General features: G+C 57.9%; 14 protein-coding genes. 8 read left to right on the forward strand and 6 right to left on the reverse strand.

Annotated features, from left to right (window positions below; genetic code table 11):
* Nucleotides 1-5: 5 nt before the first annotated feature.
* The 8 genes from AC2FLU_RS06815 to AC2FLU_RS06850 all read left to right on the forward strand — a co-directional run bounded on the left by AC2FLU_RS06815 (nucleotide 6) and on the right by AC2FLU_RS06850 (nucleotide 6,479).
* Nucleotides 6-803: an ABC transporter ATP-binding protein gene (locus AC2FLU_RS06815; protein ID WP_480553271.1), complete on the forward strand. Its 798-nt coding sequence runs from the start codon at nucleotides 6-8 to the stop codon at nucleotides 801-803.
* Nucleotides 793-1,236: a GNAT family N-acetyltransferase gene (locus AC2FLU_RS06820; protein WP_480558634.1), complete on the forward strand. Its 444-nt coding sequence runs from the start codon at nucleotides 793-795 to the stop codon at nucleotides 1,234-1,236. Before AC2FLU_RS06815 ends, AC2FLU_RS06820 begins: the two co-directional genes overlap by 11 nt.
* Complete coding sequence (locus tag AC2FLU_RS06825; protein WP_480516702.1) at nucleotides 1,233-2,150, forward strand: ABC transporter permease; 918 nt, start codon at nucleotides 1,233-1,235, stop codon at nucleotides 2,148-2,150. The genes AC2FLU_RS06820 and AC2FLU_RS06825 overlap by 4 nt, the downstream gene beginning before the upstream one ends.
* Complete coding sequence (locus AC2FLU_RS06830) at nucleotides 2,147-2,992, forward strand: ABC transporter permease (protein ID WP_480516704.1); 846 nt, start codon at nucleotides 2,147-2,149, stop codon at nucleotides 2,990-2,992. Before AC2FLU_RS06825 ends, AC2FLU_RS06830 begins: the two co-directional genes overlap by 4 nt.
* 61 nt (nucleotides 2,993-3,053) lie before the next feature.
* On the forward strand, nucleotides 3,054-4,043 hold the full coding sequence (locus tag AC2FLU_RS06835) for an ABC transporter substrate-binding protein (protein WP_480476654.1): 990 nt from the start codon (nucleotides 3,054-3,056) through the stop codon (nucleotides 4,041-4,043).
* A gap of 159 nt (nucleotides 4,044-4,202) precedes the next feature.
* Nucleotides 4,203-4,916 carry an ABC transporter permease gene (locus AC2FLU_RS06840; protein WP_480476656.1) on the forward strand — a complete coding sequence of 238 codons (714 nt, stop codon included), beginning with the start codon at nucleotides 4,203-4,205 and terminating at the stop codon, nucleotides 4,914-4,916.
* A complete protein-coding gene (locus AC2FLU_RS06845; protein ID WP_496811919.1) occupies nucleotides 4,909-5,643 on the forward strand; it encodes an ATP-binding cassette domain-containing protein in 735 nt (244 codons plus the stop codon). Before AC2FLU_RS06840 ends, AC2FLU_RS06845 begins: the two co-directional genes overlap by 8 nt.
* Nucleotides 5,644-5,663: 20 nt before the next feature.
* Entirely contained in the window at nucleotides 5,664-6,479 is an 816-nt protein-coding gene (locus AC2FLU_RS06850; RefSeq protein ID WP_496808583.1) for an ABC transporter substrate-binding protein, read from the forward strand.
* A gap of 64 nt (nucleotides 6,480-6,543) precedes the next feature.
* Here the strand turns inward: AC2FLU_RS06850 and AC2FLU_RS06855 are convergent, their stop codons facing one another.
* The 6 genes from AC2FLU_RS06855 to AC2FLU_RS06880 form a co-directional block, all read right to left on the reverse strand.
* Nucleotides 6,544-7,416, reverse strand: coding sequence for a substrate-binding domain-containing protein (locus AC2FLU_RS06855; protein ID WP_480604255.1), 873 nt, complete (start codon nucleotides 7,414-7,416; stop codon nucleotides 6,544-6,546).
* Nucleotides 7,417-7,542: a hypothetical protein gene (locus AC2FLU_RS06860; RefSeq protein ID WP_480476664.1), complete on the reverse strand. Its 126-nt coding sequence runs from the start codon at nucleotides 7,540-7,542 to the stop codon at nucleotides 7,417-7,419.
* A gap of 13 nt (nucleotides 7,543-7,555) precedes the next feature.
* Entirely contained in the window at nucleotides 7,556-8,818 is a 1,263-nt protein-coding gene (locus tag AC2FLU_RS06865) for a c-type cytochrome (protein WP_480516708.1), read from the reverse strand.
* Nucleotides 8,819-10,021, reverse strand: coding sequence for a formate dehydrogenase subunit gamma (locus AC2FLU_RS06870; protein ID WP_480516710.1), 1,203 nt, complete (start codon nucleotides 10,019-10,021; stop codon nucleotides 8,819-8,821). It lies immediately after the preceding gene.
* A 75-nt stretch (nucleotides 10,022-10,096) separates the two neighbouring features.
* Nucleotides 10,097-10,690 (reverse strand): formate dehydrogenase FDH3 subunit beta, encoded by a 594-nt coding sequence (gene fdh3B / locus AC2FLU_RS06875; RefSeq protein WP_209504177.1) that lies wholly within the window; start codon nucleotides 10,688-10,690, stop codon nucleotides 10,097-10,099.
* A gap of 12 nt (nucleotides 10,691-10,702) precedes the next feature.
* On the reverse strand, nucleotides 10,703-13,597 hold the full coding sequence (locus AC2FLU_RS06880; protein WP_496715206.1) for a formate dehydrogenase subunit alpha: 2,895 nt from the start codon (nucleotides 13,595-13,597) through the stop codon (nucleotides 10,703-10,705).
* Between the last annotated feature and the right edge of the window lie 24 nt (nucleotides 13,598-13,621).

Below are 13,621 nucleotides of genomic sequence, written 5' to 3' on the forward strand. Positions count from 1 at the left end.
GTAGAATGACCACTGAAAGCACGACCCAGCACGTCATCGAAGCAAGGCAGCTTGACCTCACCTTTCAAACCAATGACGGGCCTGTTCACGCGTTGAAAGACGTGAACCTGACGATCGACAAGGGTGAATTTGTTAGTTTCATTGGCCCCTCGGGCTGTGGGAAAACCACTTTCCTGCGCTGTATCGCGGCCTTGGAGTCACCGACCGGCGGGTCGCTGACTGTCAACGGAATGACAGCGGACGAAGCGCGGCGGAACAGGGCCTATGGATATGTCTTTCAGGCAGCGGGCCTTTATCCCTGGCGCACCATAGCAAAGAACATCAAGCTGCCTCTTGAGATCATGGGCTATTCCGCGTCCGAGCAGGAAGAAAGGGTGAGAAAAGTCCTGGAACTGGTTGATCTTGAAGGGTTCGGTGGGAAATTCCCATGGCAGTTATCCGGCGGGATGCAGCAGCGCGCCAGCATCGCGCGGGCCTTGGCCTTTGATGCTGATATCTTGTTGATGGATGAGCCGTTCGGCGCTTTGGATGAGATTGTACGCGACCACCTGAACGAGCAGCTTCTGGCGCTTTGGGCAAGAACCGAAAAAACCATCGGTTTCGTGACACATTCGATTCCCGAAGCCGTATATCTGAGCACAAAAATTGTCGTGATGAGCCCGCGGCCGGGGCGGATTACGGATGTGATCGACAGCCCGCTGCCAAAGGAACGACCGTTGGACATTCGTGACACCCCAGAATTCATCGAAGTGGCCCATCGTGTTCGCGACGGGTTGCGGGCGGGGCATTCTTATGACGACTGATCCGGGGGCAGAAACCATCAGACGGGCCGTAGTAGGTGACGTGCCGGCTTGTGCCCGCGTGATTTACAATTGGGCCTCGCAGACGGACTGGATGCCTGATGAAATGCCGGTGGAGGAATTGGCGGCCTTGATCCGCGATGCGTTCGACAGCCGTGAGATCTGGGTCGCGGGTGATCCGGTTGATTGCTACATGTCCGTTGATCCGGCACAGAGTAAAATCGGTGCGTTGTATTGCAGCCGGACGGGGCAGGGAATTGGCAAGTGTTTCGTTGACAAGGCGAAGGAGGGTCGGACCCACCTTTGGCTGACAACACACAAACCCAATCAGGCGGCGCAGAGGTTTTACCGCCGTGAAGGGTTCGATGTAACCGCCGAAGAACTGCCTGCACCGCCAGACACAGTGCCCGTCTTTCGTATGGAGTGGCACGCATGAAGCAGATCATCGCCGTTTTCACCGTCGTCGCCGTGATCGTTCTGTTCTGGTATGCCGCTTGCGTTCCAATGAACATCAAAGGGGTTTTGACCGAACTTGAACGTGGTGGAGCCGAGGTTCAGCCGCCCACCGCAAGCGCGCGCCGGGATCTGGGAGAGTTCGGTCTGGTTCTGGATAATTCGTTCGCGATTCCAGTAACTTGGGAGCAGGGCAAGCCCCGTTTGCCATCACCTCATCAGGTGGCGACTGAACTGTGGGATACAACTGTCCTGAAGAAAATCAACTCGAAAAGATCGCTGATCTTTCATGGGTGGGTGACACTCAGCGCTACGATTCTGGGCTTTGTCATCGGGACCGGGCTGGGAGTCTTGTTGGCCGTTGGGATCGTGCATAGCCGCGTGATGGATTTGTCGGTCATGCCATGGGCTATCGTGAGCCAGACGATCCCGATTATCGCTCTGGCACCGATGATTATCGTGGTCCTGTACTCGGTTGGGGTTCAGGGGATCATTCCCAAAGCGATCATCTCAGCGTATCTGAGCTTTTTTCCGGTTGTTGTAGGCATGGTCAAAGGGTTGCGCAGCCCTGACGCGATGCAACTTGACCTGTTGCGGACCTATAATGCCAGCCAATCCCAGGGGTTTTGGAAACTGCGCTTGCCTGCGTCGATGCCATACCTGTTCACCTCGTTGAAAATCGGTATTGCGGCATCGCTGGTCGGCGCAATCGTGGGCGAGCTGCCGACAGGCGCTGTCGCAGGATTGGGCGCTCGGTTGCTGGCAGGCAGTTACTATGGTCAAACCGTGCAGATATGGTCAGCGCTTTTTGCAGCAGCCATTCTGGCCGCGTGCCTGGTCGGTTTGCTGGGATTGATTGAACGGTCGGTTCTGAGGCGAATGGGGATGGCGCAATGATGTTGGTTGTCTTTGCTTTGCTGCTGTGGGCCTTCGGCTGGTGGTTGAACAGCCGATTGGCCAGTGGCCCGCAAGCCGACAGCCAGATGGTACGCTTCCTGGCACCGGTGATTTTTGGTCTGACCATCGTCGGAGCATGGGAGCTGGTGGTCCGCGGGCTTGAAGTACCGCTGGTCATTCTGCCTGCACCCTCCGCCATAGCGGTGCGATTTGCAGGTAGCCTTGACATTCTTTGGGCCGACTTTGTTCAGACGATCCTGAAAGGCGCGCTCAGCGGATATGTCATCGGCTGTGGATCGGCCTTCCTTATAGCGATTGCTGTTGATCGGTGGGATTTCCTGCGTTTGGGGCTATTGCCAGTCGGGAATTTCGTCGCGGCTTTGCCTATTGTGGGGACGGCACCCATTCTGGTCATGTGGTTCGGGTTTGATTGGCATTCCAAAGCGGCGGTGGTCGTTGTGATGGTGTTCTTTCCGATGCTGGTCAACACCGTGGCCGGTCTGCGCGAGGCCACAGCGATGCAGCGTGACTTGATGGAAACCTATGCTGCAAGTTATTGGCAGAGCTTTCTGAAGTTGCGGTTGCCTGCGGCGATGCCTTTCATTTTCAACGGGTTGAAGATTTCGACAACTTTGGCTTTGATTGGCGCCATCGTGGCTGAATTCTTCGGATCGCCAACACTCGGTATGGGATTTCGGATATCCACCAGCGTCGGTCAATTGTCGTTGGACATGGTCTGGGCCGAAATCGTTGTTGCCGCTATCGCAGGTACGGCCTTTTATGGCCTGGTGGCGGGAATCGAAAAAGTGGTGACGTTCTGGCACCCCTCACAACGCGGATAAGACGAAGAAAATCAACAGACCCTGAAAATCGGGGCGCAACAAGCAACTAGGAGAAATGAAGATGAACAAGCTATTCAGCGGGGCGGTTGCCGCCTTTGGTCTGGCAGCCAGTACGGCGCTGGCGGCGGATGAAGTGACACTGCAACTGAAATGGGTCACGCAAGCACAATTCGCGGGCTACTACGTTGCCAAGGACAAGGGCTTTTACGAGGAAGAAGGGCTGGACGTTACCATTCTGCCCGGCGGGCCTGACATTGCTCCGACACAGGTGATTGCGGGCGGCGGTGCTGATGTGACCGTTGAATGGATGCCTGCCGCTCTGGCCGCACGTGAAAAAGGGTTGCCGTTGGTGAACATCGCCCAGCCGTTCAAAAGCTCGGGCATGATGCTGACCTGCTGGAAAGATGCCGGTATTTCGTCGCCCGAGGACCTGAAGAACCGCACGCTGGGCGTCTGGTTCTTTGGCAATGAATTCCCGTTCATGAGCTGGATGAGCCAGTTGGGCATCAGCACTGATGGGAAAGGCGACAACGGTGTGGAAGTTCTGAAACAGGGCTTCAACGTCGATCCGCTGCTGCAACGTCAGGCGGATTGCATCAGCACCATGACCTACAATGAATACTGGCAGGTCATCGATGCCGGTGTCAGCCCGGATGAACTGGTGACTTTCAAATACGAAGACCAGGGTGTCGCGACGCTGGAAGACGGTCTTTACGTTCTGGAAGAAAATCTCAGCGATGCGGCATTCACCGACAAGATGCAGCGGTTTGTGCGCGCCTCGATGAAAGGTTGGAAATACGCCGAGGAGAACCCCGATGAAGCGGCAGATATCGTGCTGGAGAACGATGCAACGGGTGCGCAGACAGAAGAGCATCAGAAACGCATGATGGGTGAGATCGCCAAGTTGACCGCAGGTTCGAACGGCGCGCTGGACCCGGCGGATTTTGATCGCACCGTTGGTACTCTGCTGGCCGGAGGTTCTGATCCGGTGATCACCAAAACACCCGAAGGGGCCTGGACGCATCAGATCACGGACGCTGCTCTGAACTGACGCCAACGGTTCATCTGACTGATAAAAAACGCGGTCCCAATCGGGGCCGCGTTTCGTATTCGGGATGTCGGAATTGTGTCTGTGCTTGGCACCGAAATGAAGTAGTATTTCCCTGTAATCTAGCGATTTCTGTACGAAACGTAGATAACAAGGAAGAAAATGCAGGAATTTTCATCAGAATTCAGCGCTGCGATCGCCTTGATTCTCGGGGGAGATTCTGAGCTGTGGGCAATTGTGTTGTTGTCTCTGAAAGTGTCCGTGTTTGCAGTGCTGGTTTCTGCTCTGATCGGAATGCCCGTGGGGGCTGCGTTGGCCGTCGCCCGGTTCCCCGGCCGCAGGATGCTGATCGTCCTGATGAATGCACTGATGGGGTTTCCACCGGTTGTCGTGGGCCTGCTGGTCTATCTGACCCTGTCCCGTTCCGGTCCCCTTGGGGTGCTTGAGCTTTTGTACACTCCGACTGCCATGATCATTGCGCAGGTCGTTTTGGTCACCCCCATTGTCGCGGCTTTGACGCGTCAGGTTGTTGAGATGCTGGCTGAGGAATATTCCGAACAGCTGCGCTCCTTGGGTGTGTCACGGCTGGCCTCGGTGCCGGTTTTGTTGTGGGATGCGCGACTGGCACTTGTCACGGCTTTGCTTGCAGGTTTTGGACGCGCCATCGCCGAGGTGGGCGCGGTTATCATCGTTGGCGGAAACATCAATCATGTGACCCGCGTGATGACGACAACCATTGCGCTTGAAACGTCGAAGGGAAATCTGTCTCTGGCACTGGCGCTGGGGGCGATCCTGATCGGAATTGCAATTGCCGTAAACGCGATGGTCAGCGCGGTCAGTTTGCGGGCCGAACAGGAGGGGTTGCGCCATGCGTGACGTGACCTGTGACATGTCGAACTGTCTGACAGTTGAAAACTTGCAAATTCGCAGCAACGGCAAGGTTTTGCTGGATGTTCCTTCATTGGTTATGGATGGTCTGGGGCCGACGTTGCTTCTTGGCCCCAACGGTGCGGGCAAAAGCCTGGTGCTGCGGTGTTTGCATGGCCTGATCTCGCCGGATCGCGGGCGGGTGGTGCAGGATGGAAACCCTCTGGGCGCCGCGCAGAAAGCGCGCCAAGCCATGGTGTTTCAGAGACCGGTTCTGTTGCGACGGTCTGTTGCTGCAAACCTGGGCTTTGTCCTCAAACGACAGGGCATTGGGCGAACAGCAAGAAAGGCACGTATCACCGAGTTGCTGGCCGAAGGCGGGCTGGATGGTAAGGCCCGGCAATCCGCCCGATCACTGTCGGGCGGCGAGGCCCAGAGGCTGGCCATATTGCGTGCCTTGGCGCTGGAGCCCGAAACACTGTTTCTGGACGAACCGACCAGCGCCCTTGATCCCGGCGCGACACAGATGATCGAACGTATGGTTCTGCGCGCCTCTGCGCGGGGTGTACGGATCGTGATGGTGACACATGATATTGGTCAGGCCCGTCGTTTGGCCTCGGATGTGGTCATGATGCAGGGCGGTCTTGTGGTTGAACACGGTCCCGCAAAACAGGTTTTGGATACCCCGGTAAGCGAAGCATCGCGCCGCTACCTCGCGGGTGGATTGGTTACTTAAAAGATAAAACGGAGAGTATGATGTTCCGCGCAATATTTCGGGCAGCAGTGATAGCCCTTGGTCTGTCGGCAAGTGCGGCCAGGGCAGAGACTCCGTTCATTGTCGTTCAATCTACGACATCCACCCAGAACTCGGGGCTGTTGGACTATATTCTGCCGTGGTTCGAGGCCGATTCGGGCATTGACGTGCGCGTCGTGGCCGTAGGAACAGGTCAGGCAATTCGCAACGCAGTGAACGGTGACGGTGACGTCCTGCTGGTTCACGCCAAATCCGCCGAAGAGAAATTCGTCGCTGATGGATATGGCGTGGAGCGGAGGGACCTGATGTATAACGATTTTGTATTGGTGGGCCCCAAGGCAGATCCTGCCGGAGTTCGCGGTGGTGCCGAAATTTTGAACGCTCTTGCTGCGATCGCAAGCGCTGAAGCCCCGTTTGCATCGCGCGGAGATGACAGTGGAACGCATAAGGCCGAGCTGCGGCATTGGTCTGCCGCGGGGCTGGATCCAACCGGCGCATCCGGAAGTTGGTATCGAGAAACCGGGTCGGGTATGGGGGCAACGCTGAATGTGGCCAGCGGCATGAACGCGTATACTCTGACAGATCGGGCGACGTGGCTATCCTTTGGTAACAGAGGCAATCTTGAGATACTGGTCGAAGGTGATCCGCGTCTGTTCAACCAATATGGTGTGATCCTCGTAAATCCCGAAAAGCATCCCCATGTGCGCGCTGCCTCTGGACAGCGGTTCATCGATTGGTTGACCGGGCCGGACGGGCAGGAGGCGATCGCCTCTTTCCGACTGGACGGTCAGCAGGTGTTTTTCCCCAATGCGCAATAAGCTGGCCTGCGGCCAGCCCCTGCGGGGCGAGTATTTTTGAAAAGATGAAGGCGCGGGTGGAAGCTCACCCGCTGGCCCCATTGTGGTGGATCGTGCCAATACCAGACAGGTCATAGCCGCCAAATTCGCTTGCCCGCTGGGCGAATTGACCCGAGCGCAACAGGGTCAGCAGTTTCTGTATTGGCGGATCGAAGAAGGCCCGGCGCCAGATCGCGAGGTCCAGCCGCTCGGAATGAGTGGGGACAAAACCCAAGTTGTAGAGCCCGGCTAGGGCGCCAAGCCCAAAACCGGCCTCGGCCTTCCGGTCATGCAGGGCGATGGCCAGCTCTTCTTCTGTGCGTGCGCAGCCTGGTCGAATGTCCAGATCATCCCGGCTCAGACCGTGGGCATCAAGTTGGGAGTCAAACAGGCGCTGGCTTGCCGCACTGTCCTGACGTAGCATGACGGTGCGAGACTTGAGGTCGTCAAAAGAATTGATGTCGGATATGCCCGGGGCAAGAAGCAATCCACGCTCACGTCGGGCGATTTCAAACAGGATCACCGGGGCTTCGCCCAAAGTGTCAAGCAGGGATTCTTTGTTGAATCCGCCATTTTCGTGGATGTGCAGCACAGCGGCCTGCGCGCTGCGTTTGCTGAGCCTGATCAGCCCGTCAAAAGAACCGTCGTAATAGGTGGCCAGCCCCGATCCACTTTCACGTAACGCCCAGTCCAGCAAGGGATCGTGGCTGCCCGCTATGATCGGGGGCAGGGGCGGTTCGGCGACCTGAGGACCGGATCGCGACGCGTTGAGCCAGGCAATGATCTCGGCCCGCGGAAACAACAGCTTACCCATGGCGCGCACGCACGGTATTTCGCCTGACGAGGCAAGGTCATAGGCCTTCCGCTCGCCAATGCGCAGCAGATCGGCCAGTTCACGGGTGGTCAGATATTGCGGCATTCAGTCGAGGCGCACGGCGGTGCCGGATGTTGTGTCAGCGGTACTGAATCCGATTTGTTCCAGCACAAACGGGGCTGCGCCTGCAATAACGACCATCGCGGCGACGGCGGCGAGAAAGGCTTTCATGGGCTCCTCCGGTTCAGTTCCGGTCAGTTGTTGCGCGACGCAGAAAAGCGATAAGATCCTGGCGATCCTGTGCTTTGGCAATCCGCTGCATCGGCATTTTCGACCCCGGAATGTAGTGGTCTGGCCCTTCGTCGAAAAGGGCATTTATCGTTTCGTCATTCCAAATGATATCAGAGCCTTGCAATGTATCCGAGTACAAATATCCGCGAACTGTGCCGGCCGGACGTCCAAATACACCGTGCAGGGTGGGGCCTGCACGTCGTGCATTATCGGAGGACAGGCTGTGACAGATCGAACATTTGCGCGCAAACTGGCGTTCTCCGTTGTCCATCTCATCAGGATTTTTCAGGAAACTCGGTTCTGCCGAGGCCATCTGGTGTTGGCCGGACAACGCGTCCACAGGCCAGCTGTACATCGCCTCGTCAAGTCCGCCCGCATGGATGCTTTTACCGTCTGCGGAAAATGCCAAAGCCCAGACCGGACCGCGCAACGTGGCGCGAAAATCCTGTGCAATGCGCCAATCGACGGTGTCGATGACCATAATATACCCTTCGCCATCGCCTACGGCCAAGAGTCTCCGATCCGGGCTGAGTGCAAGGGCAAGGATCGGGCGGCGGTCCAGTGTGAAGTCGCGCTCTTCCCCGGTGGCAAGGTCAAGGATACGCGTAACACCGTCAACCGCACCATAGGCGATCCAGTTATCCTGTGCATTCAGGGCCAGTTCATTGATGCCGAACCCGTGCTCGACCAGACGCCTTGTTTCCTGCCTGCTGGATACATCCCATAGCCGCAAAGCGCCGTCGACGCCCGCCGAATAAAGCTGCGTGCCGTCAGGTGAGAATGCGACCGCGTTTACGCCACTGCCAGTCGGTCCAAGCCGCGCGGGTTCTGTGCCATCGACAGGCCACAGGCCGATTGTTCCATCCCAGCTGGCCGTGGCAATAAGGGTTTCTGACGTGGCAAGGCCGACAATCTTGCCCTTGTGTCGGCCAATGACTTCACCGCTGGGCCATTTGCGCAGGGTGAAATCGTCCCCAGCAGAATAGAAAGCGGAGCCGTTGAACGCGACTGCGTTCACCGCCGCTTCGTGCCCTTCGAACCAATCTGGCTTTTGCCCGGTCCAAAGACCCACAGAGTTGTCGAAACTGGCTGTTGCGATGCGACCGTCTGGCGCGGTGGCAATGCCCATAATGGGGCCGCCATGCCCTTTCAGTGTAAAGAACTCTGCCACGGCAGGCAGGGGCACCAGCGCCAGCGCCAGAACCAGCCCACGCATCTATTCAGCGGGTGAGGCGGCTGCTTTGCCAGCCTCTTTTTCCTGCACCTCTTCCAGCCAGAGCGAGTGATGCTCGCGCGCCCATTGTTCCTCGACCTCGCCGGTTCCCATGGCGTCAAATGCGCCCTCCATACCGACCGAGCCGAGATAGATATGCGCAACGATGATCGCGATGAACACATAGGCAATCATGACATGCCAGACTTGGGCGAATTGCATCTCTTCCTGCGGTGACATCTGCACCGGCAAGGTCAGACCCAGCGCCTGAGGAACGCCCGTGGCGTTTGCGACCGAGAAGGTCTTGGCGAACAGGGGCAACTCGAACGGAAACAGCAGTGATAAGCCGGACAGACTGATTGACACGCCCAGCAGGATGCAGGCCCAGAAGATGATCTTCTGCCCCGCATTGAATTTCCGGGCGGGCGGGTGGTTGCCCTTGGTGAACAGGCCCCCGCCAGCGGCCAGCCATTTCAGGTCAGTGCGGTTGGGGATGTTATGAGCAATCCAGTTCACCGTGACGATGATCAGACCCAGCATAAAGGCCCAGGCCAGATTGTTATGCAGCCACTTGCAGCCTTGTGCGATGGTGGCGAAACCTTCCTTGCCGAAGACCGGGATCAGGAAGTCGCGGCCATAGAGCGTGAGCAAACCAGTAATGCCGAGGATCAGGAACGATCCTGCAAACAGCCAATGGCCAAAACGTTCAATCCCGTTGAAACGGGTGACTGTGCGGCCCGTTTTCTCTCCATCGATGTGGATTTTCCCACGGATCAGGAAGAACAGCAAAATGATGCCCAACATCCCGGCGATGATGTAAGTGCCATATTCGCGCAGCGGTCCGGTGCGGAAATTCAGCCACCACATGCCACCATCCTGTATCAACACGCTAGCAGCGGGGCCGTTTGACGACACGGTCACATCGGCCGAACCATAGCGCAACGCACGGTACACATCGCTGTTCGATGCAACACCACGGGTGCCAAGCTGCCCCATCAGACCCTCGACATTGCTCTGGCCGGTATTGTCGGAGCGATAAGCGTTATCCACCTTCTCACCACGTTGCCGGGCGAGGATGTCTTCGAGGGTCGTCGCTCCGCCGGTTCCCGCCCTTTCAGGTATGGCGGTGCTGTCATCGGTCGTTTGGGCGGCACCCGAAAAGGTAAGCCCAAGGGTGAACAGAAAAGCGATGAGAAAGCGGAGCATCTGAACCTCGGTCAAATTCCAAGATCGGACAACCCGCGCTGAGCGGGTTGTCCATTGCTTTGTGCAGACAGCGGCTTAGCCGTCTTTCTGGTCGTAGGCAGTACCCCAGCCCCAGGCGCCCGAGCCGAAACCGCGCGCCACGACGCGTTCACGGTAAACAGCCGACACCACGTCGCCGTCACCGGCAAGCAGGGCCTTGGTGGAGCACATTTCGGCGCAGATGGGCAGTTTGCCCTCGGCGATCCGGTTGCGACCATATTTGGCGAACTCTGCGGTCGAGTGGTTTTCTTCGGGACCACCAGCGCAGAACGTGCATTTGTCCATCTTGCCGCGTGAACCGAAATTGCCCGCCTGCGGGTATTGCGGCGCGCCAAACGGGCACGCGTAAAAGCAATAACCGCAACCGATGCACAGGTCCTTGGAGTGCAGGACAACACCTTCTTCGTTCTGATAGAAGCAGTCGACCGGGCACACCGCCATGCAGGGTGCGTCCGAACAATGCATACAGGCCACCGAGATCGAGCGTTCGCCCGGGTTGCCGTCATTGATCGTCACCACCCTGCGGCGGTTGATACCCCAAGGTACCTCATGCTCGTTCTTGCACGCGGTTACGCAGGCGTTGCATTCGATGCAGCGTTCAGCGTCGCAGAGAAACTTTGCTCTAGCCATTAATCGTCCTCCTTACGCTGCCGAGATCTTGCAGAGAGTACACTTGGTCTCCTGCATCTGGGTCACTGAATCATAGCCATAGGTCTGGGCGGTGTTGGAACTTTCGCCCAGAACATAGGGGTCAGCACCGGCGGGGTATTTGTGCCGCAGATCCTCGCCCTGGAAATGGCCGCCAAAGTGGAAAGGCATGAAGGCGACACCGGCACCAACCCGATTGGTCAGCATCGCCATCACCTTGACCTTGCCGCCTTCCGGACCTTCGACCCAGACCTGTTGTCCGTCCCGAATGCCAAGGTTGTTGGCATCGCGCGGGTTGATCTCGACGAACATATCCTGCTGAAGTTCAGCAAGCCATGGGTTAGACCGGCTTTCGTCACCACCGCCTTCATATTCGACCAGACGACCAGACGTCAGGATTATCGGGTAATCCTTTGAAAAATCGTTCTTTTGGATCGAAGCATAGAGGGTGGGCAGGCGATAGGAGTGCCGATCCTCGTAGGTCGGATAGTCCGCCACCAGATCACGCCGGTTCGTATAAAGCGGCTCGCGATGCAGTGGGATCGGATCCGGGAAGGTCCAGACGACCGCGCGGGCCTTGGCGTTCCCGAAGGGCGCGCAGCCATGCTTGATCGCCACCCGCTGGATACCACCTGAAAGGTCGGTTTTCCAATTGGTCTCGGGGCCTGCAACGGCATCGATTGCAGCGCGTTCTTCAGCCGTCAGGTCACCGTCCCAGCCAAGATCCATCAGCATCTGCATCGTGAATTCAGGGTATCCGTCCTGAATTTCTGATCCAACGCTATAGACCCCTTCGGCCAGCAGGTTGTCGCCATCGCGTTCCACACCGAACCGGGCGCGGAAGGTCAGGCCACCTTCGGCCACCGGTTTGGACATGTCATAGAGGTTCGGTGTCCCCGTATGACCCATCTCAGCGGTTCCCCAGCAGGGCCACGGCAGACCATAGTATTCGCCGTCGTTTGGTCCACCAATGGCCTGCAGCGTGGTTCTGTCGAACGTGTGCTGATTGGCCATATGGCTTTTCAGACGTTCCGGCGACTGCCCGGTATAGCCGATGGTCCAGAGGCCCGAGTTGAACTCACGCGTGATGCTTTCAACATTCGGGGTCTCGGGGTCTTCCATCTCGATATTGCGGAACAGGCGATCCGCCCAACCGAACTTGTTGGCGAACTTGGCCATGATGACCTCGTCCGGCAGGCTTTCGAACAGCGGTTCGACGACCTTGTCACGCCACTGTAGCGAGCGGTTTGACGCGGTGACCGAGCCACGGGTTTCGAACTGCGTACAGGCGGGCAAAAGGTAGACGCCATCGGTGCGGTCATGCAGAACGGCCGAGACAGTGGGATACGGGTCGATCACGACCAGCATGTCCAGCTTTTCCATTGCCGTTTTCATTTCCGGACCCCGCGTTTGCGAGTTCGGCGCGTGACCCCACAGAACCATGGCACGGACATTGTTGTCCTGATCCATGTTCGCAGGATCTTCCAGAACACCGTCGATCCAGCGGGATACCGGGATACCGCTTTCATTCATCAGCGGTTTGTCCTTGCCGTCTTTGCCCTTGATCGTGGCGAACTGGCCCTTCAGCCAATCCAGGTCTTCACCCCAGACGCGGCTCCAGTGGCCCCATGCGCCCGCGGACAGGCCGTAATAGCCGGGCAGGGTATGGGACAATACACCAAGGTCTGTCGCGCCCTGCACGTTGTCGTGGCCGCGGAAGATATTGGTGCCACCACCCGAGGTACCCATATTGCCCAATGCAAGCTGAAGCACGCAATAGGCGCGGGTGTTGTTGTTGCCGTTGGTGTGCTGTGTGCCGCCCATGCACCAGATGACCGTGCCGGGGCGGTTGTTCGCCATAGTTCGGGCAACGCGTTTCAGTTGCGAGCCAGGCACGCCGGTGACGCGTTCTGTTTCTTCAGGCGTCCATTTGGCCACCTCATCCTGAATCTGGTCCATGCCCCAGACCCGGGTGCGGATGAATTCTTTATCCTCCCATCCGTTGTCGAAGATGTGCCACAGGATGCCCCAGATCAGCGCAACGTCTGTGCCCGGGCGGAAACGGACATATTCATCCGCATGGGCCGCGGTGCGCGTAAATCGCGGGTCGCAGACGATCAGCGGTGCGTTATTCTGCTCTTTCGCGCGCAGAACGTGCAGCAGAGAGACAGGGTGCGCCTCAGCCGGGTTGCCGCCGATGATGAAGATGGCGCGCGAGTTGTGGATGTCGTTATACGAATTGGTCATGGCGCCGTAGCCCCATGTATTCGCAACACCCGCAACCGTGGTCGAGTGGCAGATACGGGCCTGATGGTCCACGTTGTTCGTGCCCCAGTAGGCGGCGAATTTGCGGAACAGATAGGCCTGTTCGTTATTGTGCTTTGCAGAGCCCAGCCAATACACGCTGTCGGGCCCGGATTCTTCGCGGATCGACATCATGCCATCGCCGATCTCGTTGATCGCCTCTTCCCAGCTAATGCGCTTCCACTCGCCGCCTTCCTTTTTCATCGGATATTTCAGTCGGCGTTCACCATGGGCGTGCTCGCGAACCGAGGCCCCCTTGGCACAGTGTGCACCCAGGTTGAACGGGCTATCCCAGCCGGGTTCCTGCCCGACCCAGACACCGTTCTGCACTTCGGCAACGACAGTACAGCCGACCGAACAGTGGGTGCATACGGATTTGATGTTTTCAACGGCCTGTTTGGCCGCCGTCTGGGCACTGGCTGGCGTCACGGTTCCACCTGTGGCGCTGATCGCGGCAAGGCCGCCGATCGTCAGGCCCGAGCCACGCAGGAATGCGCGGCGATCGACGGTTTTCTCGCCGACCTGGGACAGGATACTTGTCCGCTGGGGGCGTCTCGCAACCCCGTTGGTCTTTTTCCTAAGCATGTCTTTCCTCCCTTGCGCGCCGTG

This window comes from Ruegeria sp. SAZD013 (assembly GCF_059612525.1).